This is a genomic window from Prosthecobacter sp., from assembly GCF_044236155.1.
In the GTDB taxonomy this organism is placed as follows: Bacteria; Verrucomicrobiota; Verrucomicrobiia; order Verrucomicrobiales; family Verrucomicrobiaceae; genus Prosthecobacter.
Map to the genome: position 1 here is coordinate 366,188 of NZ_JBIIHA010000001.1, position 24,946 is coordinate 391,133.

General features: G+C 58.2%; 21 protein-coding genes and 4 tRNA genes. 17 read left to right on the top strand and 8 right to left on the bottom strand.

Going from position 1 to position 24,946, the window contains the following annotated elements; genetic code table 11:
• Positions 1-12: 12 nt before the first annotated feature.
• From ACILSE_RS01495 to ACILSE_RS01515, 5 genes are all read left to right on the top strand, one after another.
• Positions 13-198, top strand: coding sequence for a hypothetical protein (locus ACILSE_RS01495; RefSeq protein WP_395715568.1), 186 nt, complete (start codon positions 13-15; stop codon positions 196-198).
• 50 nt (positions 199-248) lie between these two features.
• Complete coding sequence (locus ACILSE_RS01500) at positions 249-668, top strand: exosortase system-associated protein, TIGR04073 family (protein ID WP_395715569.1); 420 nt, start codon at positions 249-251, stop codon at positions 666-668.
• Between the two features lie 97 nt (positions 669-765).
• A complete protein-coding gene (gene gatC, locus ACILSE_RS01505; RefSeq protein ID WP_395715570.1) occupies positions 766-1,056 on the top strand; it encodes an Asp-tRNA(Asn)/Glu-tRNA(Gln) amidotransferase subunit GatC in 291 nt (96 codons plus the stop codon).
• A 26-nt stretch (positions 1,057-1,082) separates the two neighbouring features.
• On the top strand, positions 1,083-2,504 hold the full coding sequence (gene gatA / locus ACILSE_RS01510; protein ID WP_395715571.1) for an Asp-tRNA(Asn)/Glu-tRNA(Gln) amidotransferase subunit GatA: 1,422 nt from the start codon (positions 1,083-1,085) through the stop codon (positions 2,502-2,504).
• Between the two features lie 109 nt (positions 2,505-2,613).
• Positions 2,614-2,690 (top strand) — tRNA-Arg (locus tag ACILSE_RS01515).
• An 83-nt stretch (positions 2,691-2,773) separates the two neighbouring features.
• On the opposite strand, the gene ACILSE_RS01520 is transcribed toward ACILSE_RS01515, so the two are convergent.
• From ACILSE_RS01520 to mutL, 4 genes are all read right to left on the bottom strand, one after another.
• A complete protein-coding gene (locus tag ACILSE_RS01520) occupies positions 2,774-3,019 on the bottom strand; it encodes a septum formation initiator family protein (protein ID WP_395715572.1) in 246 nt (81 codons plus the stop codon).
• A 94-nt stretch (positions 3,020-3,113) separates the two neighbouring features.
• Complete coding sequence (gene eno / locus ACILSE_RS01525; protein WP_395715573.1) at positions 3,114-4,400, bottom strand: phosphopyruvate hydratase; 1,287 nt, start codon at positions 4,398-4,400, stop codon at positions 3,114-3,116.
• Positions 4,401-4,620: 220 nt separating this feature from the next.
• On the bottom strand, positions 4,621-5,916 hold the full coding sequence (locus tag ACILSE_RS01530) for a DUF1501 domain-containing protein (protein ID WP_395715574.1): 1,296 nt from the start codon (positions 5,914-5,916) through the stop codon (positions 4,621-4,623).
• A gap of 84 nt (positions 5,917-6,000) precedes the next feature.
• Positions 6,001-7,866, bottom strand: a complete 1,866-nt coding sequence (mutL, locus tag ACILSE_RS01535) for a DNA mismatch repair endonuclease MutL (RefSeq protein WP_395715575.1) — start codon at positions 7,864-7,866, stop codon at positions 6,001-6,003.
• Positions 7,867-8,000: 134 nt separating this feature from the next.
• Here mutL and ACILSE_RS01540 point away from each other — a divergent pair, with 134 nt between their 5' ends.
• The 4 genes from ACILSE_RS01540 to ACILSE_RS01555 all read left to right on the top strand — a co-directional run bounded on the left by ACILSE_RS01540 (position 8,001) and on the right by ACILSE_RS01555 (position 12,492).
• Complete coding sequence (locus ACILSE_RS01540) at positions 8,001-8,339, top strand: HesB/IscA family protein (RefSeq protein WP_395715576.1); 339 nt, start codon at positions 8,001-8,003, stop codon at positions 8,337-8,339.
• A 121-nt stretch (positions 8,340-8,460) separates the two neighbouring features.
• Entirely contained in the window at positions 8,461-9,255 is a 795-nt protein-coding gene (locus tag ACILSE_RS01545) for a hypothetical protein (protein ID WP_395715577.1), read from the top strand.
• Positions 9,256-9,388: 133 nt separating this feature from the next.
• Complete coding sequence (purN, locus tag ACILSE_RS01550) at positions 9,389-10,489, top strand: phosphoribosylglycinamide formyltransferase (RefSeq protein WP_395715578.1); 1,101 nt, start codon at positions 9,389-9,391, stop codon at positions 10,487-10,489.
• Positions 10,486-12,492 (top strand): ATP-dependent helicase, encoded by a 2,007-nt coding sequence (locus ACILSE_RS01555; RefSeq protein ID WP_395715579.1) that lies wholly within the window; start codon positions 10,486-10,488, stop codon positions 12,490-12,492. The genes purN and ACILSE_RS01555 overlap by 4 nt, the downstream gene beginning before the upstream one ends.
• 6 nt (positions 12,493-12,498) lie before the next feature.
• Here the strand turns inward: ACILSE_RS01555 and ACILSE_RS01560 are convergent, their stop codons facing one another.
• Both ACILSE_RS01560 and ACILSE_RS01565 read right to left on the bottom strand, forming a co-directional pair.
• The gene (locus tag ACILSE_RS01560; protein WP_395715580.1) at positions 12,499-12,756 is read right to left on the bottom strand and encodes a hypothetical protein; all 258 of its coding nucleotides are present in this window, start codon (positions 12,754-12,756) and stop codon (positions 12,499-12,501) included.
• Positions 12,757-12,840: 84 nt separating this feature from the next.
• A complete protein-coding gene (locus ACILSE_RS01565; protein ID WP_395715581.1) occupies positions 12,841-14,541 on the bottom strand; it encodes a glutamine--tRNA ligase/YqeY domain fusion protein in 1,701 nt (566 codons plus the stop codon).
• A gap of 119 nt (positions 14,542-14,660) precedes the next feature.
• Here ACILSE_RS01565 and ACILSE_RS01570 point away from each other — a divergent pair, with 119 nt between their 5' ends.
• The 6 genes from ACILSE_RS01570 to ptsP all read left to right on the top strand — a co-directional run bounded on the left by ACILSE_RS01570 (position 14,661) and on the right by ptsP (position 20,529).
• Complete coding sequence (locus ACILSE_RS01570) at positions 14,661-15,971, top strand: phosphoribosylaminoimidazolesuccinocarboxamide synthase (RefSeq protein WP_395715582.1); 1,311 nt, start codon at positions 14,661-14,663, stop codon at positions 15,969-15,971.
• 89 nt (positions 15,972-16,060) lie between these two features.
• Positions 16,061-16,135, top strand: a tRNA-Asn gene (locus ACILSE_RS01575).
• Between the two features lie 16 nt (positions 16,136-16,151).
• Positions 16,152-16,226: transfer RNA gene (locus ACILSE_RS01580), tRNA-Met, on the top strand.
• Positions 16,227-16,373: 147 nt separating this feature from the next.
• A complete protein-coding gene (locus ACILSE_RS01585) occupies positions 16,374-17,753 on the top strand; it encodes a UDP-glucose 6-dehydrogenase (RefSeq protein ID WP_395715583.1) in 1,380 nt (459 codons plus the stop codon).
• Between the two features lie 112 nt (positions 17,754-17,865).
• On the top strand, positions 17,866-18,720 hold the full coding sequence (locus ACILSE_RS01590) for a tetratricopeptide repeat protein (protein ID WP_395715584.1): 855 nt from the start codon (positions 17,866-17,868) through the stop codon (positions 18,718-18,720).
• Between the two features lie 66 nt (positions 18,721-18,786).
• Positions 18,787-20,529 (top strand): phosphoenolpyruvate--protein phosphotransferase, encoded by a 1,743-nt coding sequence (gene ptsP, locus ACILSE_RS01595; RefSeq protein ID WP_395715585.1) that lies wholly within the window; start codon positions 18,787-18,789, stop codon positions 20,527-20,529.
• A 17-nt stretch (positions 20,530-20,546) separates the two neighbouring features.
• On the opposite strand, the gene ACILSE_RS01600 is transcribed toward ptsP, so the two are convergent.
• Positions 20,547-21,293, bottom strand: a complete 747-nt coding sequence (locus tag ACILSE_RS01600) for a hypothetical protein (RefSeq protein ID WP_395715586.1) — start codon at positions 21,291-21,293, stop codon at positions 20,547-20,549.
• Between the two features lie 550 nt (positions 21,294-21,843).
• Here ACILSE_RS01600 and ACILSE_RS01605 point away from each other — a divergent pair.
• A tRNA-Gln gene (locus ACILSE_RS01605) sits at positions 21,844-21,917 on the top strand.
• A gap of 733 nt (positions 21,918-22,650) precedes the next feature.
• On the opposite strand, the gene ACILSE_RS01610 is transcribed toward ACILSE_RS01605, so the two are convergent.
• Complete coding sequence (locus ACILSE_RS01610; RefSeq protein ID WP_395715587.1) at positions 22,651-23,634, bottom strand: ThuA domain-containing protein; 984 nt, start codon at positions 23,632-23,634, stop codon at positions 22,651-22,653.
• Between the two features lie 86 nt (positions 23,635-23,720).
• On the opposite strand from ACILSE_RS01610, the gene ACILSE_RS01615 reads away from it, so the two are divergent.
• Positions 23,721-24,941, top strand: a complete 1,221-nt coding sequence (locus ACILSE_RS01615; RefSeq protein ID WP_395715588.1) for a right-handed parallel beta-helix repeat-containing protein — start codon at positions 23,721-23,723, stop codon at positions 24,939-24,941.
• Positions 24,942-24,946: the final 5 nt, after the last annotated feature.

The window sequence follows — 24,946 nt, forward strand, 5'->3', positions numbered from 1 at the left end:
ATGAACAATTCCATGCTGCACGCCCCCTCGGGAACTCCTTATGGTGAATTCCTTGCCGAGCAGGAGGAAATTCAACGTTTAAAGTGGCTGGCTAGCGAGCGGGAGGGGCAAGATATCGGTTTTGAACAAGCCCTCAATGAATGGGCGCTTAATCACCGTGCTGCGTGGCGCCGCATGCGGAACCAACAAAAAAGCTGAACAAAGGGGTTGCCAAAAGCATTCTATTTTTGTTAATCCTTACCCTGCGCATGAAAAATCTTTTTTTAATTCTCGTCGTTGCCGCCTTCGCTGTCACCAACAGCAGCTATGGAGACATTCAGTCTCCGCCCGGACATCACAATACATGGAGCAGAAAGTTAAGCAGGGGGGTTGGTAACATCCTGTTTGGATGGCTGGAATATCCAACGACTTGGAGAAGGAGCAATCAGTCTGAAGGAGCTATTGCTGGCGCATCTGATTTTTTAGTTGAAGGAACTAAACGAACGTTGGTTCGGGCTGTTTATGGTGTCTATGAAACCATCACATTCCCTGTGCCCAGTTGGAAGATGTCTTATCGCGCACCTTATCATCACAAAGAAGTTCTCGACAACTGGTGGGGCTACACGCAGTTCGCCCCAGAGTTAGGTTATCGCTCTGAAGCCTCGTATTCAAGGTCTCAAGGGTGGTGATTTGATTGTGAAGTAGAATTCGTGGCGCAGTCTGTTTGCGGACTGCGCCTTTTTCTTTGCAAAGGATAGACTCTGCTGCCAATGAGGTCAGGTTCCTATGCCCGAATCTCACTCCATAGAAATCCAACACATAGCAAAACTGGCGCGTCTGCGGCTTACGGATGAGGAAATAGGCCGGTATCGCTCCCAAATTGAGGGCATCTTGTCTTATATAGATACCCTTTCGCGTTATGATCTGCAAGGAGTGGAGCCAACTGCGCACGCCATGCCAGTTCATGACATGCTGCGTGTAGATGAGGCGTATCCTTGGTTCGACCAGGAAAGGGCGTTGAGCAACGCGCCCAAGCGACATGCCGACCAGTTTCAAATCCCCAAGGTGATCGAGTAGCGCCACCTGCTGTCTTACCACATCTCATGCTCGCTTCATCTTCGATTGCCGAATTGCGCAAACAACTCTTGTCCCGTGAGATTAAGCCACGTGATATTTTGCTCGATATAACCAAAGCGGTAGAAGAGCGTAATCAAGAAATCGGCGCCTATCTTTCTTGGGATGTCGAGGCAGCGCTTGCCGAGGCGGAAACGGCTGACATCACAAGGCCGCTAGGCGGTATTCCTGTGGCGGTTAAAGACAATATCAGTGTTTGCGGTCAACCCTGCAGTTGTGGATCACGTATTCTGGCGGAGAACTACCGTGCGCCTTATGATGCTGGGGCCATCCAACTCATTCGCAATGGCGGCGGCATTCCGTTTGGTCGATTAAACATGGATGAATTTGCCATGGGATCGACGACCGAGAATTCTGCATTTTGTGTCACCCGTAATCCGCGTGACCTAGGGCGCGTGCCAGGTGGCTCCAGTGGAGGGAGTGCTGCTGCTGTGGCTGGGAATCTTGCAATAGCGGCTCTAGGTTCCGACACAGGCGGCTCCATCCGTCAGCCTGCTGCCTTGTGCGGGTGCGTCGGCATCAAGCCCACCTACGGTCGTGTTTCCCGCTTTGGTCTCGTGGCATTCGCCTCCTCGCTTGATCAAATAGGTCCGCTAACGAAGAATGTCGAAGATGCTGCTCTGCTTCTGAATCATCTTTGCGGCTATGACGCGCATGACTCGACCTCGTTGATTGTCGATGTTCCTGACTTCACCCAAGCAATCGGCAGGGATATCAAAGGACTGCGTGTGGGTCTGCCAAAGGAATACTTCATTGCCGGCACACATCCCGGAGTGGCGGCCAGTGTTCAGTCGGCCATACGCCGCCTGGAATCTTTGGGGGCTATTATTGAAGAAATCAGCCTGCCCCATACTGAGCTTGGCGTTGCTACGTATTATGTCCTCGCGCCTGCGGAAGCGTCTGCCAATCTGGCCCGCTTTGATGGAGTGCGCTACGGTCATTGTAGCGACCTCAGCAGAGACTTGATGGAACACTACATGTGTTCGCGTGCCGAAGGGTTCGGCTCCGAGGTCAAGCGGCGTATCTTGCTCGGCACCTATGTGCTGAGTTCCGGCTATTACGATGCCTATTATGTTCGTGCACAGAAAGCGCGAACATTGATTCGGAATGATTTCATCGAGGCGTTCAAAAAAGTCGATGTCATCGTCTCGCCCACCAGTCCAATGCCAGCTCATAAGCTAGGTGAGTTCAAAGACAATCCCCTTGCTGCTTATCTCGAAGATGTGTTCACGATCCCAGTGAACCTTGCCGGCTTGCCTGGCATCAGTGTTCCTTGCGGTGGTGTCGAAGTGGAGGGCAAATCTCTGCCGGTCGGTTTGCAAATCATTGGCAAAGCTCTTGATGAGGAGTCCATTTTGCGTGTGGCCCATGCAGTCGAACAATCCTGCTGAGAAATCGACCTGCTGACTGAATTAAATCCGTCACACTGATTGACAAAGTTCCTCACTAGCCTAATTTCGTGGCCCGCTGCTTCCGGGCAGTGGAAATGTGAAAGGTAACGCACCCGTAGCTCAACGGATTAGAGCATCTGACTACGGATCAGAAGGTTTCAGGTTCGAATCCTGACGGGTGCGCCACTTGAACGTCGAAAAACATTGAGCAAACAAATGTTTTTCACGAAGTGCGGCTACATCACCACATTATCACCTGATATATCTAATCAAGGTTCTTCGAAGCGCAGGACATATTCGCCTTCTTTTTGCAGGTTCAGGCGGTCGCGGGCAGCGGTTTCAAGATAAGAGTTGTCGTTTTTGAGCCACTCCATGCGACGCAGAAGCTTGTCGCGGTTTTCTTTGAGTGTGTCGCGTTGATCTTTGAGTTGCTCCAGTTTGCTACGCATGGCGGTTTGTGTGTCCATCGGGTTGTCACATAGGACATAGACCACGGGGACCACCAGGAGTAACAAGATGAACCTGGCAAGCTTGAGAAGGGCGCGCATCCAACCTTCCCAGCCGGACTCGGGAAGAGATGCGCGCACTTCTCGATAGTTCATAAGCGTCTCAGACTTTCATGCGACCGCCGTAGATGGCGTTTTCACCGAGCTGCTGCTCGATGCGCAGCAGCTGGTTGTATTTCGCGATACGGTCGCTGCGGCTCATGGATCCGGTTTTGATCTGGCCGCAGTTGGTTGCGACAGCGAGGTCAGCGATGGTGGAATCTTCGGTTTCACCGGAGCGATGGCTCATCACGGCTGTGTAGCTGTGACGATGGGCCAGATCGACGGCGTCGAGCGTTTCTGTGAGGGAGCCAATCTGATTGACCTTCACGAGGATGGAGTTCGCCACTTTCTGATCGATGCCTTTCTGTAGGAATTCGACGTTGGTGACGAAGAGGTCGTCGCCGACGAGCTGGGTGGTGGCACCAAGCTCTTTGGTTATGACGCTCCAGCCGGCCCAATCATTTTCGGCGCAGCCGTCTTCGATGGAGATGATCGGAAACTGCTTCTTCAGCTCGGCGTAGTAGGCGACGAGTTCGGCGGCGGTGCGTTCGGATTTGTCGCTCTTCTTGAAGACATACTTGTTCTTCGCCTTGTCGAAGAATTCGGAGGAGGCGACATCGAGCGCGATGGCGATGTCTTCGCCGATCTTGTAGCCGGCCTTTTCGATGGCCTGGGCGATGACTTCGAGGGCGTGGTCGGCGCTCTTGAGCGTCGGGGCGAAGCCGCCTTCATCACCGACCGCGGTGCTGAGGCCGAGGTCGTGAAGGATTTTCTTCAATGCGTGGAAGACCTCCGCGCCATAACGCAGTGCTTCGGAGAAGGTGGGAGCGCCTTTTGGCATGATCATGAACTCCTGAAAGTCGATCGGAGCATCCGAATGAGCACCGCCGTTGATGATGTTCATCATCGGGACCGGAAGCACCTTGGCGTTCGGGCCGCCGATGTATTTGTAAAGCGGCTGGCCGAGCTGGGTGGCTGCGGCTTTGGCTGCGGCGAGGGAAACACCGAGGATGGCGTTCGCACCACACTTCGACTTGGTCTTTGTGCCATCGACAGCCAGCATGGCCTTGTCGAGGCTGACCTGATCGGAGGCGTCGGTGCCGATAAGGGCGTCGGCAAGTTCGTTGTTCACGGAATCGACGGCTTTGAGGACGCCTTTGCCGAGGAAGCGCTTCTTGTCTCCATCGCGAAGTTCGAGGGCCTCGTGTTCGCCGGTGCTGGCACCGCTCGGCACTGCGGCGCGGCCGATGGCACCGCCTTCAAGTTGCACATCCACTTCCACTGTGGGGTTTCCGCGGGAGTCGATGATTTCGCGTCCGACGACGGCTACGATGGTGAGTTCGTCCATGAGAGGGTAATTATTTAAGTTTTGCTAATTATTTGGGATTTTTCAAGAAAGGTTTCCAGAAAACTCCGGGGAGCGCGCTTCATACACGGATGCGGCAGGCGCTCAAACGGTAGTTTCATGCCGGAGCAGGACCTGAGCCATGTGCTGAACACAACACGAACGGGAGGATGCGTTTCAACACACCTGTGCGCCAATCTTGATAGCGAGCCTGCCGCATTTCTCAGCCGAACAAAGCGGTGAGCGGCTTGCCTTTATCTGCCACGGTGAAGGGACGCTTGCTCGGGCTGTAGAGCACCTGGTCGAGCGGGATACCGAGCGCATAGGCGATGGTGGCGTTGAAATCCGGGATGGTGACTGGATTTTCGACGGCCTTGTTCCCGATTTCGTCGGTTGCGCCGTAAACCTGGCCTCCGCGAATGCCGCCGCCCGCCATCAGGCAGGTGAAGCCGGGCGCGTGATGGTCGCGGCCGTCGTTTTGATTGATCTCGGGCGTGCGGCCGAACTCGGTGGCGAGAACAACGAGCGTTTCTTGCAACATGCCGCGGGAATCGAGGTCCTGCAGCAGCGTGCTGAGCGCTGAGTCGAGCTCGTCGCAAAGTTCGGGCACGCGGGTGAAGTTGGCGTTATGCGTGTCCCAACTGCCGAAGGAAACTTCCACGAAACGCACACCGTGTTCGACGAGGCGGCGCGCAAGAAGGCAGCCCTGGCCGAAGCGGTCGGGTCCGTATTTTCCGCGCAGGGCCTCAGGCTCGGCGCCGAGGTCGAATGCCTTCAATTCCTCGCTCTTCATCATTTTGAGCGCGTCATCATACATGTCGGCGTAGGCGCGGACGTTTTTGACGTTGTAGGTTTCCGCAAACTGACGGTCGAGTTGTTTGGCGACATTGAGCCGGCTGTTGAAACGCTCCTCGGTGAACCACTGGTTGGTCTTGACGTTGTTGATGCCGCTCTCGGGGTCGTTGATCATGAGCGGCGCGAAGCGGCTCTCAAAGAAGCCTGCGCCAGGATGACGACTGTCGTTGCCGATCATGACGCTGCCAGGCAGCGTTGGATTGCCGCGGTCCTGGAACTTCTGCAGCCAGGCCCCCATGCTGGGGTGGCGGATGCTGCTACGCAGGGTGTAGCTGGTGTGCTGGTAATACTGACCCTGCTCATGCGCGCCCTGGGTGGAGATCATGCTGCGAACGACGGCCAGCTTGTCCATTTGTCGGGCAATGAGCGGGATGTTGTTTGAGACGCGGATGCCATCGATATTGGTATTGATGACCTTGGTTAACCCCATGATGTCCTGCTTGTCCGGCTTCGGATCAAAAGTGTCGAGGTGGCTCATGCCGCCGTTCATGTACAAATAGATCACATTGCGGGCGGTGGCGGCCTGTTTCAGAGGTGAGGTTCCCTGCCCGGGGGCGGCGAGAGCACGAGTAAGCAGCTGCGGAGCAGCCGTGACGCCCAGGAAGGTCTTGGCGGCATTAGAAACGAAGGAACGGCGTGTGAGGTCGTTGCGAAGAGCGTTCATGAGGAGGTTTGGGGTATTGCGCGCCTTTAACGCGTCCCACACCCTGACTTATCACAAGATTGACCCTCTGGGAGAAACGCGCTTTCAGCCCGGCGCACGACGGCCAAATTTTCGCTCCAGCTCGGCGGTGGAGATCTGCACCAAGGTGGGGCGGCCATGCGGGCAGCAATAGGGCATTTCACAAGCGAAAAGGTCTTTCAAAAGAGCCTGCAGTTCGGGAATGGAGAGCACGTCGTTGCTTTTGACCGACGCCCTGCAAGCAGTGGTGGCGATGGCGTCCTCGCTGAGGCGGAGAGAGGAGGTTTTGGCGCTCAGGCTGCCGAGCTCCTCGATGACTTGGTCAAGCCAAGCCGCGGGGTCGTCTGTTTTTAGAAAAGAGGGCAGCGTCTCGACTTTGAAGATGTTTGGGCCGAAGGGTTCGATCTCGATGCCGAGTCGTGTCAACGACGCCTGATTCTGCCTTAGAACATCCGCGTCCCGAGGTGTTGTTTGCAAGGTGATGGGCATCAGCAGCCGCTGGCAGGGCACGCCGCCACTTTCGAGCGCACGGCGGAACTTTTCAAAATTGACGCGTTCGTGCGCCGCATGCTGGTCCATGAGCACCAAGCCTTCCTTGCTCTCCATCAGCACATACAGCTTCCGCAGCACGCCTATGATGCGAAAATCCGAGGGAGATGTTGTTTCGGAGGATGCAGATGGAGCGTTTTCGACCGGTTTGGAGGTGGATTTGGCTTCGTTTGCTGCCGGGAGCGGTGCTCTGGCGGCAGGGAGCTTTGGCTCCTCCTCGGGAGGTGAAGTTACAAGTGCTGGCATCTGCCGCAAAGGCGCGCTTGAGGGGCCAGCGGAGATGCGGAGTTCCTCCTGATGATGTTCCGGGATCGAGAGTGCTGGACGTGCTGGGGCTTGCGACAAGGAAAGAACCGTCCGGGCTGCCGGGGCATGCCCCACAGGCAGTTTGGCGGCATTTTCGAGGGTTCGGCCCACACTGCGCGCGATGGCCTCTCGAACGCTGTTCCCATCATGAAAGCGCACTTCCTTTTTTGCAGGATGCACATTCACGTCGAAGGCGTGCGGATCCATCTGAATGAAAAGGAAGGTCACCGGATACTGCCCCTTCATGAGCGCGGTGTGATAGCCCTCGCGCAGGCCATAGGAGATGCTGGCGCTTTCAATTGGGCGGCCGTTCAAATAAGTGGTCTGCATCTGGCGGTTTGATCGGCTCATGCCCGGACCGCCGATGTAGCCGGAAATGGTGATGCCACGGATCGTCTGCTCTTCCACCTTGAGCAGACGCGAGGCCATCTCCTCACCCAAGAGCCCTCGGACACGCTCCAGCATGTCGCGAGTGGCGGGGAGGTGCAGGACGAGCTCATCGTTGTGCGTGAGCGTGAAGGCCACCTGGGGATTGGCGATGGCATGCAGTCGTAATTGCTGCTCCACATGTGAAAACTCAGTGTTTTCCGTGCGCAGGAACTTCCGACGTGCAGGAACATTGAAAAAAAGCGACCTGGCTTCGATGACCGTGCCTGGAGCACCCCCATGGTCACGCACGCAGGTGAGTTTGCCGCCGTTTACCTCGATCTCCGTCCCCACGAGCGCGTCTTTTTCCCTCGTCGCGAGACGGAAGCGCGACACGCTGGCGATGCTGGGCAGGGCCTCGCCGCGAAAGCCGAAGGTGCAGATCGCACCGAGATCTTCCTTGGTCCGTATCTTGCTTGTCGCGTGCCGTTCAAGGCACAGCATGGCATCCTCCCTGTCCATACCGCTCCCATCATCGACGATTCGTATCAACGCGGAGCCTCCGCGCTGCGCATGGACCTCGATGTGGCGCGCTCCGGCATCCAGGCTGTTTTCAACCAACTCGCGCACCACGGCCGCTGGGCGCTCCACCACCTCTCCCGCAGCCACCTGGCTGGCGAGAGCGTCTGGAAGAATGCGAATTTTGGACATGATTCTCGATAAACTGCACGCTATGCAGCGTAGCCCTCTGGCTGCGTGTAAACGCCATATTGGACATCGCGTAACGATTTGCAATCACAGCACATCTTTGCCCGCCCCCTTTCTCACGCATAGGTTCGCTTAGCATGATCTCAATCACCTCCAACGCCGTCGCACATCTCAAATCACTCATCGCATCAAAAAATGCCGGTGCCGGCACTGGATTGCGACTGAGTGTTGAAAAAGGTGGATGTGCCGGGATGCAGTATGTGATGGCTCTGGGCGGATCGCAGGAAGGAGATTTCACGCAGGCGCAGGACGGAGTTTCCCTTTATGTTGACAAGGCAAGCGTGGATTACCTGCGGGGATGCCAGATCGACTATGTTGACTCTCTAGCCGACTCCGGCTTCAAGCTTAGCAACCCAAACGCCGCGAGAAGCTGCGGTTGCGGCACGTCTTTCGAACCTCAATCAGCTGACATTTGAATGACAAATGAAGCAAACTTGTTGCCAACTTATTCACAAAATTTCCTTTTCAAATTCCGTCATTCTTGTAGAATTTGAACAATTCGACTTCATAAAAAACTAAAATTTTCGCAATTCTGCCATGCAAATTCGATTCCTGAGCGACGGCAATGAGTTCCGTTCTTACGGCGGCGGGAGCTTTTCAAAGAAAAAAGACTCTGGCGGCATCTTCTGGTGGACCATTCTCATCACGCTGCTGATGGGCTTCGCCACCTTCTGCTGGTTTTTCAGCATCATGGTCTTCGCTCATCCTGAGAAGCCTTTCAATTACCGTGTGCTCGCGCGTTTCGACAAACTGGACCCGCTGCGCAAGTTCACCAACTACACTGTCCCGCAGGGCAAGTTCCTCCCCGCACGTGACTTGCTCGCTGAGTTCTATGCTTTCTCCCGTGAGCAGCTTGCGGTGAAAAACGATCTCTTGAAGCGCTCTTACATCCGCAATTACAAGCAGGAACAGCCACTCTATGTCAAAGGCACCTTTCAGGTGGTGAATGCGCGTCCCCTGACCGCAGGAGATGTCATCACCGAAGGCTGGGTGGTTCGCGCCCGCTCGACCGACATTGAGGACGTCGATATCGAGATCGTGCTTCCCGGCAACAAGGGCGAATCTGATCCTTATCATGCAGGTGACACTCTGGTGCTCGATCAGAAGAACACATTTGCCGCGGCTCTTCATGTGCAGAAATTTGACCAGGAGCGCGTTTGCGTCACGCTCATGCCGCTCGCTTATCAAGGTTTTGCCGCAAAAGATGGCAAGCAATTTGAAATGAAGCCGCCTCTCAAACTGAATATGGACGCTTACTGGCCGCTCACGCGTGATCCTGGAGCCGCCGTGCTGGAAGACTCCACGGGCAAGGTGGTCAGCAAGGAAGGATGAGTTTTTTTGGTGTTTCTTGAAAAATCACGACGAAGCGGAGGGCTGTGCCTTCCGCTTTTTTTGCGACGCGGCCTGGTTGGAAATTCGGCCGCTCGTTTCTTGCATCCGTGCGGCTTCACGCCATTAGCAAAACATGCCCTTGGAAAACTACTCGCCCGCTTCGATCGCTGATGTGCGACGGCTGCGTGACGCCTTGGAACAGCAGGGCAAAAAATTGGTGTTCACCAACGGCTGTTTCGATCTTCTGCACGCCGGTCATGTACGCTATCTTGAGCAGGCCCGTGCGCTTGGGGATGCCATGGTCGTTGCGTTGAATTCAGATGCCTCTGTTCGCGCCCTCAAGGGGCCTGACCGCCCGTTGAACAATGAGAATGATCGCGCCGAGGTGCTCGCGGCATTGCGCGCCGTGGATGCGGTCGTCGTTTTTGCGGAAGATCGCGCCACCAGGCTCATTGAGACGATACGCCCGCATGTTTATGCCAAAGGTGGCGACTACACCGTTGATTCGTTGAACGCCGAGGAGAGGGCGGCCCTGGAGAATGTCGGCGCGGAGATTCGCATCCTGCCGCTCGTGCCGGGGCGTTCGACCACCGGCACCATCAACAAGATGCTAAGTGAAAAAAGCGGGCAGCGTCTTCGCATCGCCGTGCTGGGCTCCGGCGAAGGCTCCAACCTGCGCGCCATCATCTCCTCGGTGCAAAACGGCCGGCTCGATGCCGACATCGTCGCCGTGATCAGTGATCAGGCGGAATCTCGTTTCCTCGAGCTTTCGCGCGAAGCCGGTTTGCCCTCGCACTTTGTCGATCCCGGCTCCAATCCGCGCAAACTCGGTGATGCGGCCCAAAAAGAAATTTTTGAGCATCTTGAGCGTGCCCGTGTGGATGTTGTCGTGCTTGCCGGTTTCATGCGCATTCTCAAAGAGCCCCTCATCACCGCCTACTCGGGCCGGATTGTGAATGTGCATCCCTCGCTGCTGCCGAAACACAAAGGCGCGAACGCGCCACAGCTTGCGATCGAAGCGGGTGACACCGAATCCGGCTGTACCGTGCATCTCGTCACAGCGGAAATCGACGCAGGGCTCACGCTTGCGCAGGCTAGGGTGCCGGTGCTTCCAGGAGATACCCCGGAGAAACTTCATGCGCGCATCAAGGCCGAGGAGCACAAACTTCTTCCGCAGGTGCTTGCCAAATGGTGTCAACGCGGACTGCCCGTGCGAGGTGCGGTGGCGTCATGAGCGGCTTCACTGGCACCCTCAATCCTCAGCAGCGTGAGGCAGCCACTCACATCCACGGCCCGCTGCTCATTCTCGCTGGCGCGGGCACGGGCAAGACGCGGGTGCTCACAGCGCGCATCAGCCACATGGTCAATGAGGGCATTGATCCCCGGAACATCCTCTCCGTCACCTTCACCAACAAGGCCGCCACTGAAATGCGCGAGCGCGTGAAAGGCATGGTGCGCGATGGGAAAGGCACGAAGGTCGTGCTTGGCACCTTCCACGCCTTCTGCGCACGTCTGCTGCGTGAATTCGCCTCCCACGTCGGCTATAAGAACAACTTCGTCATCTACAGCCAGAGCGAGCAGGAAAGCCTCATCAAACGCGTTCTGCAGAGCCTGCTCGTCAAAGACGAGACCTGCGATCCTTCGGCCATGCTCTCCCGCATCAGCAAAGCCAAGAACGACGGCACAAGCCTGGGTGATCCACAAAAAAGCCTCGACGGCGCCGTCATGGAGAAATACGCGGACGAAATGCGCGGCCTCAACGTCATGGATTTCGATGATCTGCTCGTCCTCGGTGTCAAATTACTCGAACAAAACGCAGCCGTTCGCGCCACGGTGCAAAGCCGGCATCATTATGTGATGGTTGATGAGTTCCAGGACACGAACTCGCTGCAAATGCGTCTGCTGCGCGCGCTCGTGCCAGTGCCATACAATGTGTGTGTCGTGGGCGACGACGACCAGTCGATCTACGGCTGGCGTGGTGCGGAGATCACGAACATCACGCAGTTTGAGGACTTCTTCCCGAACCCGCATGTCGTGAAGCTGGAGGAAAACTATCGCAGCACCACGCCGATCCTCCACACCGCGAACAGCCTGATCAAAAACAACGCCGGCCGCCGCCCCAAGTCGTTGTGGAGCCGCAACCATGGCGCGGAGCCCGTCCGCCTCATAGCCACGCAGGATGAGAAGGAGGAGTCGGACATGATTGCGAAGGAGGTGGAAAGCGCCCGCTTCGCTAGCAACCAGCCATGGGAGGATTTTGCCGTCCTCTTCCGCACCAATGATCAGTCACGCGTGCTGGAGCAGGCGTTCCGGCAGCGCAAGATTCCCTACCGCGTCGTTGGTGCGCGCAGCTTTTTCGACCGCCGCGAGGTGAAGGACATCCTTTCCTACCTCACCGTCCTGCATAATCCGCACGACGACATCGCCCTGCTGCGTGTGTTGAACACACCCACGCGTGGGATTGGCAGCGCCACAGCCGAACTTGCTCGCGAGCGCAGCATGGAGAAGCACCACAGCGTTTGGGTCGCGCTCTGCGATGACGCTTTTCTGCGTCAGATCCCCGAAAAGGCGCGCAATGCCATCCGAAACTTCACCGCGCTCATCAGCAAATACTCCGGTCCGGCGAACACCATGGGCACGCAGCTCACGCAGATGGCCGAGGCATTGATCCTGGAGATCGGCTACATGGAGCACCTCAAAAAAGCCGCGAAAGAGCCGGAGGACTTCGCCGGGTGGGAAAACGGCATCAAGGAGCTCCTCAACAGCCTCGCCAACTTCGAACAGCGCAACCGCGCCGAAGGCCTTGGCGGCTTCCTCGACGAAGTCACCCTCAACGACGAGCGGGAGGACAAGGACGACATCGAAAAGAAGAAGGGGGTGTGCTTGATCACGCTCCATGCCTCCAAAGGTCTCGAATTCCCCGTCGTTTATCTGCCCGGCATCGAGCAGGGTATCCTCCCGCACAAGCGCAGCTTCGACGAGGGCCGCGTGGATGAAGAGCGCCGCTTGTTTTACGTCGGAATCACGCGTGCGAAGCAGAAGCTCACCATCAGTCATACACGAACGCGGATGAAGTGGGGGCAGAAGCAGACGAGCCTGCCATCCCCCTTCCTGAAGGAGCTTGATCGCAAATTCATCACCGAGCTCGACTACACCCGCCACATGAACGAGACCGTCAGCGTGGAGGAAAACACGAATTTCTTCTCCGGCTTGCGCGCGATGCTCTCGCAGGAATAAAGCGCCTCACTTGGTCACGTCGATGTCGTGAACCTTCGGGGCAGGTTTTGCCTCATCGTTTTTCCGACGGAACAGGTGGCCGACATTGACGCCGAAGTAGGCCAGGCAGTTGATCAGCAGCGCCGTCGCGGTGGCTTCGTCGAGTTTACCGAAGATCGGGATGTTATCCGGAATAAACTCGGCCACGCCGAAGCTGATGTTCAGCAGGTAGAGCGCGGAAAGGATGCCAGAGCCGAGCACGAGGAGGTCGCGGATGATTTTCATGAGGATATGAGGTGGAATGCGCGGCCAATCTGACCGGTTCACCACCCTCAAGTCAAAACATCGTTCGACTCAGATTGGAATGACTCACTTCTTCACCCAGCCGTCCTTCAGCGTGACCGTGCGGTTGAAAACGGGCGCGCCGGGCTTCGAATCGACCGGATCGGCGAAAAAGTAGCCCACACGCTCAAACTGCCAGTGCGAGCCGGGTTCCGCGTTTTGCAGCGAGGGCTCGAGTTTGGCCTTCTCGATGACTTCGAGCGATCCGGGGTTCAAAAACTTCGTAAAGTCGCCATCTTCGCCTGCATCGGCATCTGGCGTCTCGACGGTGAAAAGGCGGTCGTAGAGCCGCACCTGCGCATCGATGGCATGACGGGCGCTGACCCAGTGGATGATGCCTTTGGGCTTCGGACGGCCCTCCGGCTTCTGACCGTGGCGCGTGGCTTCATCATACGTGCAGCGCAGTTCGGTGATGTTTCCGGCCGCGTCTTTGATGACCTCTTTGCAGATGATGCAGAAGGCGAATTTCAGCCGCACTTCACCGCCGGGTTTGAGGCGGTGGAAGCCATCGGTGGGGAATTCCATGAAATCATCGGCCTCGATGTAGATCTCGCGGCAGAGCGGCACCTGGCGTGTGCCCGCGCTGGCGTCTTCGGGATGATTGGCGGACTCAAAGTGCTCCACCTGGTCTTCCGGATAGTTTTCGATGACCACTTTGATCGGCCGCAGCACGCCGTAGGCGCGGCGGGCGGTTTTGTTGAGATCTTCGCGGATGGCATGCTCCAGCAGCGCGACTTCGGTGAGCGAGTTAAACTTCGTGAGGCCGACTGTTTTGCAAAACGCGCGCAAAGCAGCCGGCGTGATGCCGCGGCGGCGCATGCCGCTGATCGTTGGCATGCGCGGGTCATCCCAGCCGCTGACGAGGCCGTCTTTGACGAGGCGGAGCAGCTTGCGCTTGCTCATCACGGTGTAGGTGACGTTCAGGCGCGCGAACTCGCGCTGATACGGCTGACCGGGCAGTCCATCGACGTTGTTGATGAGCCACTCGTAAAGGGGGCGGTGAATCTCAAACTCCAGCGTGCAGAGGCTGTGCGTGATGCTTTCCAGCGCGTCGCTCAGTGGATGCGCGTAGTCATACATCGGGTAGATGCACCACTTGTCGCCGGTGCGGTGGTGGTGCGCGTGAAGGATGCGGTAGATGGCCGGATCACGCAGGTGCATGTTCGGGGAAGCCATGTCGATCTTCGCGCGCAGCACGCGCTCGCCCTCTTTGAACTCACCCGCGCGCATGCGGCGGAAGAGATCGAGATTTTCCTGCACGCTGCGGTCCGCGCAGGCGCTCCGGGTGCCCGGCGTGGTGAGCGTGCCGCGATTCTGCCGCATCTCCTCCTGCGTCTGGTCATCGACGTAGGCCAGACCTTTGGTGATGAGCTGCTCGGCGAATCCGTAGAGCTTCTCAAAGTAGTCGCTGGCGTAGAAAAGGTGCGTGCCCCAGTCGAAACCGAGCCACTTCACGTCTTCCATGATGCTTTCGACGTATTCGGTTTCTTCTTTAGTGGGATTCGTGTCGTCAAAGCGCAGGTGGCAGCGCGCATTCGGCGCGTATTCCTGGGCGAGGCCGAAATTCAGGCAGATGCTCTTCGCGTGGCCGATGTGGAGGTAGCCGTTCGGCTCCGGCGGAAAGCGCGTGACCACCTGGCCGCCATTGCGCCCGGCCGCGACATCGGCGGCGATCATTTCGCGGATGAAATCGAGGGGAGGGGACGGATTGGCGGTGGCTTCGGACATGGAGGGGCGGAGTTTGAGCCGGAAGTTTAAAGTTCAAAGTTCAAAGTTTAAAGTTCGCCGTTGCCAGCACGCTGTTCGCGGTTGCGCGTTGGCAGAAACCGTTGTTTTTCCCGTGAACCATGTCCCATCCCGCCCCAGCGCCAACGCACCTCGACTTCTCCAAGCTCGGCGAGCCCGTCTATCGCGGATCCGTGCAGAATCTTTACGCCGTGCCTGATCACCCGGGCTTTGTGGTCTGCGAAACCACGCCCGCGGGCTCGGTCTTTGACGTGGGCTCGATTTTCAACATCGAGGGCAACGATCTGAGCCGTGCCATCTTCCGCCACGCGATGTATTCCCGCCTCGGAAAGCCGGAGACATGGCATCGTGTGAAAAAAGCCATCGAATCAGCGCCGATGGACGATTCCTGGCGCAAGGAGCTGCTTTCCGGCCCGCTGGAAACGATGCTGGAGCGTGGAGCGGCCACGCATCACATCGGCATGGTGGACGCGAAGACGGGCGAGATCGTCCGCGAGGGCATGCCGGCCAATCCGAGCTGCTACAACGTCGTCCGCCGCTTCCCCGTCATGCACCCGCCACAGCGCACGCTGCTGGGCGCGCATGTCTTTGACTACGCCCATTTTCACCAGAGCGCCACGTATGTGGTGCCGCTGGAGTACATCGTGCGCTTCGGCGTGACGAGCGGCTCGTCCATTTTGAAGAAGTATCAAAGCCTCAGCGACGCCGCGAAGCGCGCCTACGAGCAGGAACTCGGCCTCTCGAAGCCCATGGGCATCTGGGAGATGCTGGAGCGTCCGATCTACGACCTCACGAGCAAATACGAGCCGGAAGACCGTGCCGTGAGCAAGCAGGAGGCGCTCATCATGTCCGGCCTCAGCAGCGAAGATTTCCTGACCACGATCAAGATGGCCATCCTCGGCGGCTGGGCCGTGCGTGAACTGCTCGAAAGCGCCGGCCTCCTGCTATGGGACCTGAAGTGGGAATTCGCTGTCGATCGCGAGGAACTGCTCTTTGTGGACACGATCGATGCCGACTCCTTCCGCGGCACTGGCTTCCTCGGTGTCGAGGGCAGCAAGCTCGTCATTCATTACAACAAGCAGGCCATGCGCGACTACTACCGCCTTGTGCATCCTGACTGGTTCGCAGGAATCAATGACGCCAAGCAGCACGCGCAAAAAATCGGTGTGCCGTTCAAGCAGGTGCTGCGCGAAGGCCAGGCCGCGGGCAAATGGCCCGCGACGCCTGTCGTCGATGCCGAATTCCTCGCGCTTCAATCACGCAAAACCGCGCTCATTCGCGAGCATGTGCTATCCCAACGCAGCGCCGACGCCATTCGTGCCGACTTGCAAACCACTGCAGAAGCAGAGGTGACGTTCTACCGCCAGAAGGGCCTGCTGAAGGAACTTTTGAAGATGAATTCAGCCGGCTGAAACCCTCAATGTTTCTGTCTGACAAAGTGCTTGCGCAAAGAACGGAAACGTTTATCAATCCCGCCCCTTCTTCGGGAGGGGAACGTGATTCCTGAGTAGCTCAGCGGTAGAGCGGGTGGCTGTTAACCACTAGGTCGTAGGTTCGATCCCTACCTCAGGAGCCATCACGAAAACAATGACGGCAGAGTAGCTCAGGGGTAGAGCAGAGGACTCATAAGCCTTTGGTCGGGAGTTCAAATCTCCCCTCTGCCACCACTTTGAAAGATCAAAGTTTTCCCCTTGGAACCGCATCGAAAGATGCGTGCTATTGCATATTCGGCGAGGCCCGTCCAGAGTCTCTCTGGCGCTGACTCCCGAACGCAAAAAAACTGGCGCTTGTTCCGAACCTTCACTGAAAAACTCATGAGAATCTGCTGCATCGGCGCCGGTTATGTCGGCGGTCCCACTATGGCGATGATCGCCGCGAAATGTCCGCACATCCGCGTGGATGTCGTTGATTTGAATAGCGATCGTATCGCGGCGTGGAATTCGGACAATCTGCCGGTTTACGAGCCGGGGCTTGATGAGCTTGTTGTCGAGGCACGAGGGAGAAACTTGTTTTTCTCAACGGCGGTGAAGGAATGCATCCGTGACGCGGACATCATTTTCGTCAGCGTGAACACGCCGACGAAGTCCTTTGGCGTTGGTGCGCACAAGGCGGCCGATTTGCGTTTCGTCGAGTCCGTGGCCCGCACCATCGCGGAGGTGGCCGAGTCATCGAAAATCATCGTCGAAAAGAGCACCATCCCGGTGCGCACGGCGGAGGCCATCCAGACCATCCTCGCGTCCAGCGAGAAAGGGGGGCGGCATCAGGTTCTGTCGAACCCGGAATTCCTCGCCGAGGGAACTGCAGTGGCTGATTTGAGCAGGCCTGACCGCATTCTCATCGGTGGCGAGCAGACGGCGGCAGGCCTGGCGGCGGTGGAGACTTTGGTGAGTGTCTATGCGAACTGGGTGCCGCGTGAGCGCATTCTCACCACCAACTTGTGGTCCTCGGAGCTCTCGAAGCTTGTCGCGAACGCGTTCCTCGCCCAGCGCATCTCCTCCATCAACAGCATCTCCGCGCTCTGCGAAAAAACCGGCGCGGACGTGGACGAGGTTGCCCGTGCCATCGGCACCGACTCACGCATCGGGCCGAAGTTCCTCAAGGCCTCCGTCGGCTTTGGCGGCTCGTGCTTCCAGAAGGACGTGCTGAATCTCGTCTATCTCTGCGGCCACTTCGGCCTGCCGGAGGTCGCCGCTTACTGGGATCAGGTCATTCAGATGAACGACTGGCAGAAGCACCGCTTTGCCGAGCGTGTGCTGCGTACGCTCTTCAACACCGTGACGGGCAAGCGAATCGCTGTTCTCGGCTTTGCCTTCAAGAAGGACACCAACGACACTCGCGAGTCCGCCGCCATTTACGTCTGTAAAGACCTGCTGGAAGAGCGCGCCACGCTCTCCATCTACGATCCGAAGGTCACCATTCCGCAGATGTGGAAGGATCTCGGCATCCAGGCAGACGATCCGAATGTGGAGTTCGCCACCAGCGCCGTGCAGGCGGCGAAAGGTGCGCACGCGCTGCTCGTGCTCACGGAGTGGGATCAGTTCAGGAGGCTCGACTTTGAGGCCATCTACGCATCAATGGTGAAACCAGCGTGGATCTTCGACGGCCGCAGCCTGCTCGAACATGACAAGCTGCGCCAGATTGGCTTCAAGGTGTACAGCATCGGCAAGCCGCTGCCGCATGAGCAGACCGTGTGACGACAGGATTTGGATCCTTGAGTTTTCGGGTTTCGAATGAAGGAGGCACTTGACGTAGGGCGAGTCTGCCCCCGAAGGTACCCCTTCAACCTCCGACCGCCCAACCGCGATCATGACCGAGACTCCCGCTCCATCATCAGTGACAGACTCCAATCCCGCACTTCAGGCTGCCCGAGCGGCGGTTGAAGCGCAGCGTGAGGCGGTTCGGGAGTTTCCGGGGAAGGCGCCGGCGCTGGTGCGCGCGCTGCAGGTGTTGGGAGACGCGCTGCGGGACGCGGGTGATGCCGCGGGTGCGGAGACGATTTATCTGGAGGCGCTGGAGGCCGGGGAGAAACTGGAGCTGCCGGCGGACGCGATCGCGAACGTGCGCACGAGTCTTGCGACCTTGTTGGACTTCAACGGGCGGGAGGCGGAGTCACTGCCGTATTACGAAGAGGCCATCGGCAACCATGAGGCGCTGGGCGGGGACAATCTGGAGGTGGCGGCGCAGTTGCGGAACAATCTGGCGATGACCTACAAGAACATGGGCAAGTTCGCGCTGGCTGAGCAGCATTATCTGCGGTCGCTGGAGACGCTGGAGAACAAGCGCGGGCGCGAGTCGGAGTCCGTGGCGTGCGTGTTCAACAATCTCGGCAGCCTTTATTACGCGGCCGGTTTCCCGGACCAAGCGAAGGAGATGTTCGAGGACGGGCTGAAGATCCGCCTGGCGGTGCTTGGTGACAAGCACCGGGATGTGGCGCAGTCGCTGTGCAACCTGGGCACGGCCTGCCATGAGTTGAAGGACAACGAGGCGGCGCAGCAGCACTTTGAGCGGAGCCTGGCGATCCTGGAGGCACAGCTTCCTGTGGAGGCCGCGAGCTACGAGGCGGTGGGGCAGGATTATCTCGCGATGCTGGATGTCCTGGGCGAGAACGCGAAGGCGACGGCGTTTCAAAAGCGGATGGAAAAGGCGCTGGCGGCGGTTTAACCACCGTGGCGTTTGCCAAACGTCCGACTCGGCGTGAAAGGTGGACTGATGACTGATCACGCGCCCATGCTTGAAAAAATCTGGACCGGCACTGCCGTGTCGGAGGGCGTGGCGCATGCGGTGGTGCATGTGCTGAAGGACCAGTTCGACGAGCCGGACGAGGACAAGATCACGCCTGAGATGGCGGATGCGGAAATGACACGGCTGCACGCCGCGCTGGAGGTGACTCGGCGCGAGATCGAGGAACTGCAGCGGGTGATGGACGGCGAGCAGGGGAGCGCGGAGAGCGAGATCTTTGAGACGCACCTACTCATCCTGCAGGACTCCACGATCCTGAAGCAGACGGAGAAAATGGTGAGGGAGAAGCTCGTCTGCGTGGACTGGGCCTACTACAAGTTGATGTGCAAGCACATGGACGCATTGCGCGGCCTGTCCGACGCTTACCTGCGTGAGCGCTTTCTGGACATCAAAGATGTGACGCACCGTGTGATGCGCCATCTGCGTGGAGAATTGCTTCAGCACCCAATGTTTGACCAGCCGGTGATCGTGGTGGCGCATGATCTGACCCCATCGGACACGGTGCAGCTCGACCGCAGCAAGGTGCTCGGCTTTGCCGTGGAGACGGGCAGCGCGGTCTCCCACGCGGCGATCATCGCACGTTCGCTGGCAATCCCGGCGGTGGTGAAACTGCACGGCATCTGCGACGAACTGCACAGCGGTGACTCGGTGCTGCTGGACGGCGAGGGCGGGAGGCTGATCCTAAACCCCTCCGCAGACACGCTGGCTCGCTATCGCACGAGGGAAGAGCAGGCGGAACGCCGCGAAGATGTATTCCAGGAAGACCGCCACGAGCCGGCGGTGACGCTCTGCGGTGGAACGATCTGTGTCGGCGCGAACGCCGAGTTTGTCGATGAAGTGGACATCGTGCAGGACAGCGGTGCTGAGGAGGTTGGCCTCTTCCGCACGGAGTTTCTGCACCTGGAGAATCCGGACGCGACGGAGGACGAACTGGCGCAGGCTTACGGCCGCGTGGTGCGCTCTCTGGCCCCTAAGCGTGTGGTGTTTCGCACGCTGGACCTCGGTGGTGACAAGATCGACGAGCGTCTGGCGGTGGAGCCGGAGCCGAACCCGTTTCTCGGCTGGCGCGGCATCCGTCTCTCGCTGGGGAGGCTGGATTTGTTCAAGCGGCAGATCCGGGCGCTGCTGCGCGCGGCAGCGCATGGTCGCGCAGGCATCATGTTTCCGATGGTTTCAGGGGTGCAGGAGGTTCTCGACGCGAAGGCCGTCCTGAATGAATGCGCGGAAGAACTGGCCGCCGAGGGCTTCGATGTGCCTGAAGAGGTCGAGGTTGGGGCGATGATCGAGATTCCCAGCGCCGCGCTGTCGGCGGATATGATCGCCGCGGAGGTCGATTTCCTCAGCCTGGGCACCAATGACCTGATCCAGTATACCATCGCGGTGGACCGGCTGAACGACCGTGTGGCGGGTCTTTACCAGCCCACACATCCGGCTGTGCTGCGCTTGATCGGCATGTCAGTCTCGGCAGCCCGGGCGGCGGGCATCCGCATCGGCATGTGCGGGGAGATGGCTTCTGATTTGACCCTCACACCGCTCATGATCGGGCTGGGGCTGAATGAACTCAGCGTGGCGACGACGCAGATCGCGCGTGTGAAGCATGCAGTGCGCCGGCTGTCTGTGGCGGAGTGCGAAGAACTGGCCCTCGAGGCCCAGAAATGCACCAGCCCGGCCGAGATTTTGGCTCTCAGCCGGGCTGTGGCAGAACGGTGTTATCCGGAACTGTTCGAATAGTCCGCAGTTGCAGGGGATTAAGCGGCCAGTTTGCCTGCTCTCGGCTTGCGTGCCGGTTTGGCAGGCTTTGGAGCCATTGTGGGGCGGAAGGCGTCACCAAAGAGGTATTGGCGGGCGCTGTCCACCTGGCCCATGACGCGGCGGTGCCACTTTGCGTATTCCTTGCCCAGACGCTCTTCGGCGTCTCCTTGCTGGAGGGCGCTGTCGAGGCTCATGTGCTCGGTGCTCAATTCGAGGTGGAAGGTGATTTCCGGGATGTGCAGTTCCACGGCCTCAAACATGTCCATCACGCGGGCGGCATAGCTGGTATCCCAGACCTTGTCGTCCTCGTCGTAGCAACTGGTGACGAGGTGGGCGATGAGGTACTCGGCGTTGTCGGAGAAAACCTCCGCTGCTTCGATCACGGAGTCAAAGCTCTCGCGGTCAGCCGTAACGGGGAGCACCACTGAGACGGCCACGCCGGCTTCGTGGAGAATCTGCTCCATGTCGCTACCCTGATAGAACTTGTTGAAAAACTCTCCCAGGCCGGTGGCGATGTCGAGAACCGTCAACGGGGAGGCGTCGATGTTGGCGAGGAATTCCCTCGGTGTCAGCGAACTGGCATCGAGAGTTTTGGAACCCGTGTGGGAGGGAATGTCCTCTTCGGTGAGGGAGAGGACCTGATGAGGCACGCCATACTGCTGGAGATAGCGGTGAAAACAGAGCGCCAGAGTGCTCTTACCGGTGCCGGGATAATCGTTTTGGATGAGGATGAGCTTCTTCATAGTATTTTCTCAAATTGCATTTTCATTCTGCAAATTATGGAAAGTATTGCAAGCATAAATATTTAACTTTACCATAATTTCAATTAATGTGTCGCATGGCATGGCGCTGAATCCCTGAAAAATCAGGGGTTTGGTCGTTAGGGCACCGGGACAGCAAAAAAAATGACGGTAAACGGGAATAAGGGAGACTCCGGGCCTTGAACGGCTCACATGAAGTTGTTAGAAAGGTCGTTTTGAAGGCTCGCTTTGATGCTTTCATCAACCTGGCCAAGAAAGCCAATTTGCCCCTGCTTTGATGATTCATCCGTTCGGTTCGTCACCGAAGTTGAGCAGTCATCCCTTTGCTTGCGTGGGTGATCGAGAGCTGAGTTCAGGGGGATTTTTTCACCCTCACTGTTTCAGACTCCCGCCGGTTGCTCTCAACTCATATGCCGATTTTCCGGGTTCTGAGCGCTATCGTTTGGACGCAGGGTGAGAATCCATCCAACTCCGCCGGAAGCGGCTCTTGCGCAGTTCGAATGAAGCATTACTATCCGCCCTTCGCACCTCTTACCCCGTGGTGTAATGGTAACACAGGAGATTTTGATTCTCTCGTTCAAGGTTCGAGTCCTTGCGGGGTAGCCACTTGGAGCAGAGGTTTCAACCAAGGATCAAGGGGCTGGCAGCAACCACAAGACGGGCGAGGTAGCGCGTCGGTTGAGGAACGCTGCCCGGGACGCTTTGAACAGCGGCGAATCGTTCTTCGAACTCAAGCTGGCATCGCCGTTGGCGGTCCACACGGACAGGGTGTTTGGCCTCCGGAAGAACCAGTATCCAGTGTAGCCGGACGATCCTGCCTGATGGTCTCCTTTCCAGAACTGGATGGCGTCTGCTGTGGAAGGATTTGCGGTGACGGTGAAAACGGTCGCGCCGGTCATCTGCGATGAGGCCGGGCTGGCATCCAGCGGCCACGGGTTGGCAAACAGGCTGTAACCAGGGGCGAGCGTCTTCGCGAAAGGAGTCGTGGGCTGCCGGGCAATGCAGGGGGGCTGACTGCGGGGGCTCCCTTAACCAATTTCGTGGTCGATAAATTCAACCGCCTCCCGCCCGGGAACTGGCTGAACATGCCGGCGAGCTTTCACCGCAACGCGCTGCGGCTGTATGAGGCAGTATTGCCTTGTTGCGGTGCAATAAGGGAAGGCCCTGTTGCGCAGGAACAGGATAGCCTTGGGTGCAGAAGGCAGTCGCGCGAAGGGAGAGGATCGGAACGAAGTGGAAATAGCCTAAGGCAGCCTGAATGGTGCAGGCGGAACGCCAAGTCAACCTCCGGCCTTGCCGTGTTCGGAACCTCGGGAGTGTTTCTCTCCAGAAGGTGGAATCAGGGGATGTTGCCGGGGGTGGAGACGGCTTCGTCGAGCTTGAGGGCCCATTTGATGCCGGCGAGGATCATTTCCTGGTAGGTCTGGGCGATCTCAGGGCTGTTTCTGCGCTCCTTGGTGTCGGCTTTCCAGGTGGGGTCCCAGACGTCTTCGCGGTGGCCGAGGGAGTTGTAATAGACACGACCGGCGCCGTATTCCTTGCACCAGGAGACGGGGTAGTAGCGTTTCTCGGCGGTGACCTTGGCTTTCTCCTCGTCGTTCATCTGGGAGAGGTTGGGGTGGGAGTCGAGGCCGAGGAGGCCGTGGACCTTGGCCTTGTCGAAGGATTTGATGATGTAGATCTCGTCGAAGACCTTCCAGCCCTGGGGGACGGATTTGGTGATGATATGGCCGGGGGAGTGGAGGATGGGCTGGATCTCGACCTGGGCCTTGTGGGTCTCAAACTCGCCGCCGAGCATGTCGATGTAGCCGCGGAAGGGATGGTAGGTGTCGGAGCCGGAGTGCATGGCGATGAAGGCCTTGCCGCCTTCGATGAGCTTGATGAAGCCTTCGCGGTCGGGGAACTGGAGGTCGCCGGTGGTGTTGGCGAAGACGAAGCCGTCGTAGTGCTTGATTTTGTCGAGGGCCATCTTGTCGGCCATGTAGGCCTTGATCTTGTCGCCCCAAGCCTTGTTGTCCTCGTTGAACTTGGCGAGGGCGGCGCTGTAGGCTTCCTGCTTGCCCTTGAAGGACTCGTCGGTGTCCTTCGGGCCTTTGACGGGGGGCTTGCCGGGGTTCTTGGGCTGGCCTTCGGGATGGTGGACGTAATCGACGGTGAAGGCGCCGGATTTCTGGCCGAGCTCGGCGATGACTTTCTCCGCAGTCTCGATCGAGGAGTGGCGGAAGCCGGTGGTGACGGTGACGACGAGGAGCTTCTTCGGCTCCGCGAAGGCGGAGGAGAGGGAAAGGGTCGCGGCGAGCAGGAGCGTGAGGCGTGTGATCATGGTGGTGAGGTGGAACGTGGCAGGAAGAAAGGTTTTTGCAGGTCGAAAGTGCGAGGGATGGGGTGTGGGCGCACGTTTGTTGCCCGATGAAAATCCAACTTCTCTCCCTGTTTTGTCTGTCTGCAATACTTAACGCGCAAACCGTCGCGCCGGTGACGGTGGATGCCTCGAAGCATCCGAACCTGCAGGCGGCGCTGGACGCGGTGCCGGAAAGCGGCGGCCTGGTGATGATCCCGCCGGGGAACTACGAGATCACGGAACCGCTGCGGGTGAAGACGGCGGAGACGCGCATCACGGGCGGCGGCGCGGCCACGCACATCATCAACAAGAGCGAGAACGGCACGCCGGCTTTCATCCTGCGGCCTGCGAACCTGGACCAGGACGCGAAGGCTCGGCTGTGGCGCGTGCAGATGGCTGACCTGCGCATCAGCGGCAATGAGAAAAGCGGCGACGGCATCTTCGCGGAGGGGATTCAGGAAATTTATCTCGAAGGCATGTCTGTGGACCACCACGGCGGCCACGGCATCCACATGAAGGACTGCTTTGAGGATCCGCGCATCGCGGACTGCATCATCACCTACAACAAGAAGCGCGGGATCGAGATCATTAACTGCCACGACATCGTGGTGAACGCGAACCACTTCGAGGAGAACCAGGACGCGCTGTTCTGCGGGGATTCCTTCAACCTGTGCATGAACGGGAACAACATCGACGATCATCTGGGCCACGGGATCATCATCGAGAACACCTACGGCTCGGTGGTGAGCGGGAACATGATCGAGGAGTGCAACGAGACGGCGATCATCCTGGACCGTGACTGCTACGGCATCACGCTGAGCGCGAATGTGATCGCTCATCATCTGGAGGGCGGCATCGACCTGCGGGACGCCTGCGGCTGCACGCTAAGCGCGAACACCTTCACCATCGCGCACAAGTTCTCCGTGCGTGTGGCGAAAGACTCCGAGCGCAACACGATCAGCGCGAACACCTTCTGCAACACCTACATCGGCGCGGGCAAGGACAAGCGTCCGAAGGAGGACAAGACGCCAATGGGCATCGACGAGGGGACTGGGGTGCTGCTGGAGGACGGGGTTAATGGATTGATGATCAATGGTAATACTTTCACTGGGCTGTCCACGGCTGCGGTTTGGAGCACGGGTGAGGTGAGAAATGCGGTGGTGACTTCCAATTTATGCATGGACTGTGGACGGAAACTTGCTAAGAAGAGTGCTTGGTTGGCTGTGAATCGGAAAAACAGTGTGATTCTCAGAGACAACCTTGACGAAAATCCTGTCACAGACCCCTGAGAACT

Excerpts from the sequence above, each read along its gene's own strand:
- ACILSE_RS01495 (WP_395715568.1), top strand. The coding sequence starts at position 13 with ATGCTGCACGCCCCCTCGGGAACTCCTTATGGTGAATTCCTTGCCGAG.
- ACILSE_RS01500 (WP_395715569.1), top strand. The coding sequence starts at position 249 with ATGAAAAATCTTTTTTTAATTCTCGTCGTTGCCGCCTTCGCTGTCACC.
- gatC (WP_395715570.1), top strand. The coding sequence starts at position 766 with ATGCCCGAATCTCACTCCATAGAAATCCAACACATAGCAAAACTGGCG.
- gatA (WP_395715571.1), top strand. The coding sequence starts at position 1,083 with ATGCTCGCTTCATCTTCGATTGCCGAATTGCGCAAACAACTCTTGTCC.
- eno (WP_395715573.1), bottom strand. The coding sequence starts at position 4,400 with ATGGACGAACTCACCATCGTAGCCGTCGTCGGACGCGAAATCATCGAC.
- ACILSE_RS01530 (WP_395715574.1), bottom strand. The coding sequence starts at position 5,916 with ATGAACGCTCTTCGCAACGACCTCACACGCCGTTCCTTCGTTTCTAAT.
- mutL (WP_395715575.1), bottom strand. The coding sequence starts at position 7,866 with ATGTCCAAAATTCGCATTCTTCCAGACGCTCTCGCCAGCCAGGTGGCT.
- ACILSE_RS01540 (WP_395715576.1), top strand. The coding sequence starts at position 8,001 with ATGATCTCAATCACCTCCAACGCCGTCGCACATCTCAAATCACTCATC.
- ACILSE_RS01545 (WP_395715577.1), top strand. The coding sequence starts at position 8,461 with ATGCAAATTCGATTCCTGAGCGACGGCAATGAGTTCCGTTCTTACGGC.
- purN (WP_395715578.1), top strand. The coding sequence starts at position 9,389 with ATGCCCTTGGAAAACTACTCGCCCGCTTCGATCGCTGATGTGCGACGG.
- ACILSE_RS01555 (WP_395715579.1), top strand. The coding sequence starts at position 10,486 with ATGAGCGGCTTCACTGGCACCCTCAATCCTCAGCAGCGTGAGGCAGCC.
- ACILSE_RS01560 (WP_395715580.1), bottom strand. The coding sequence starts at position 12,756 with ATGAAAATCATCCGCGACCTCCTCGTGCTCGGCTCTGGCATCCTTTCC.
- ACILSE_RS01565 (WP_395715581.1), bottom strand. The coding sequence starts at position 14,541 with ATGTCCGAAGCCACCGCCAATCCGTCCCCTCCCCTCGATTTCATCCGC.
- ACILSE_RS01570 (WP_395715582.1), top strand. The coding sequence starts at position 14,661 with ATGTCCCATCCCGCCCCAGCGCCAACGCACCTCGACTTCTCCAAGCTC.
- ACILSE_RS01585 (WP_395715583.1), top strand. The coding sequence starts at position 16,374 with ATGAGAATCTGCTGCATCGGCGCCGGTTATGTCGGCGGTCCCACTATG.
- ACILSE_RS01590 (WP_395715584.1), top strand. The coding sequence starts at position 17,866 with ATGACCGAGACTCCCGCTCCATCATCAGTGACAGACTCCAATCCCGCA.
- ptsP (WP_395715585.1), top strand. The coding sequence starts at position 18,787 with ATGCTTGAAAAAATCTGGACCGGCACTGCCGTGTCGGAGGGCGTGGCG.
- ACILSE_RS01600 (WP_395715586.1), bottom strand. The coding sequence starts at position 21,293 with ATGAAGAAGCTCATCCTCATCCAAAACGATTATCCCGGCACCGGTAAG.
- ACILSE_RS01610 (WP_395715587.1), bottom strand. The coding sequence starts at position 23,634 with ATGATCACACGCCTCACGCTCCTGCTCGCCGCGACCCTTTCCCTCTCC.
- ACILSE_RS01615 (WP_395715588.1), top strand. The coding sequence starts at position 23,721 with ATGAAAATCCAACTTCTCTCCCTGTTTTGTCTGTCTGCAATACTTAAC.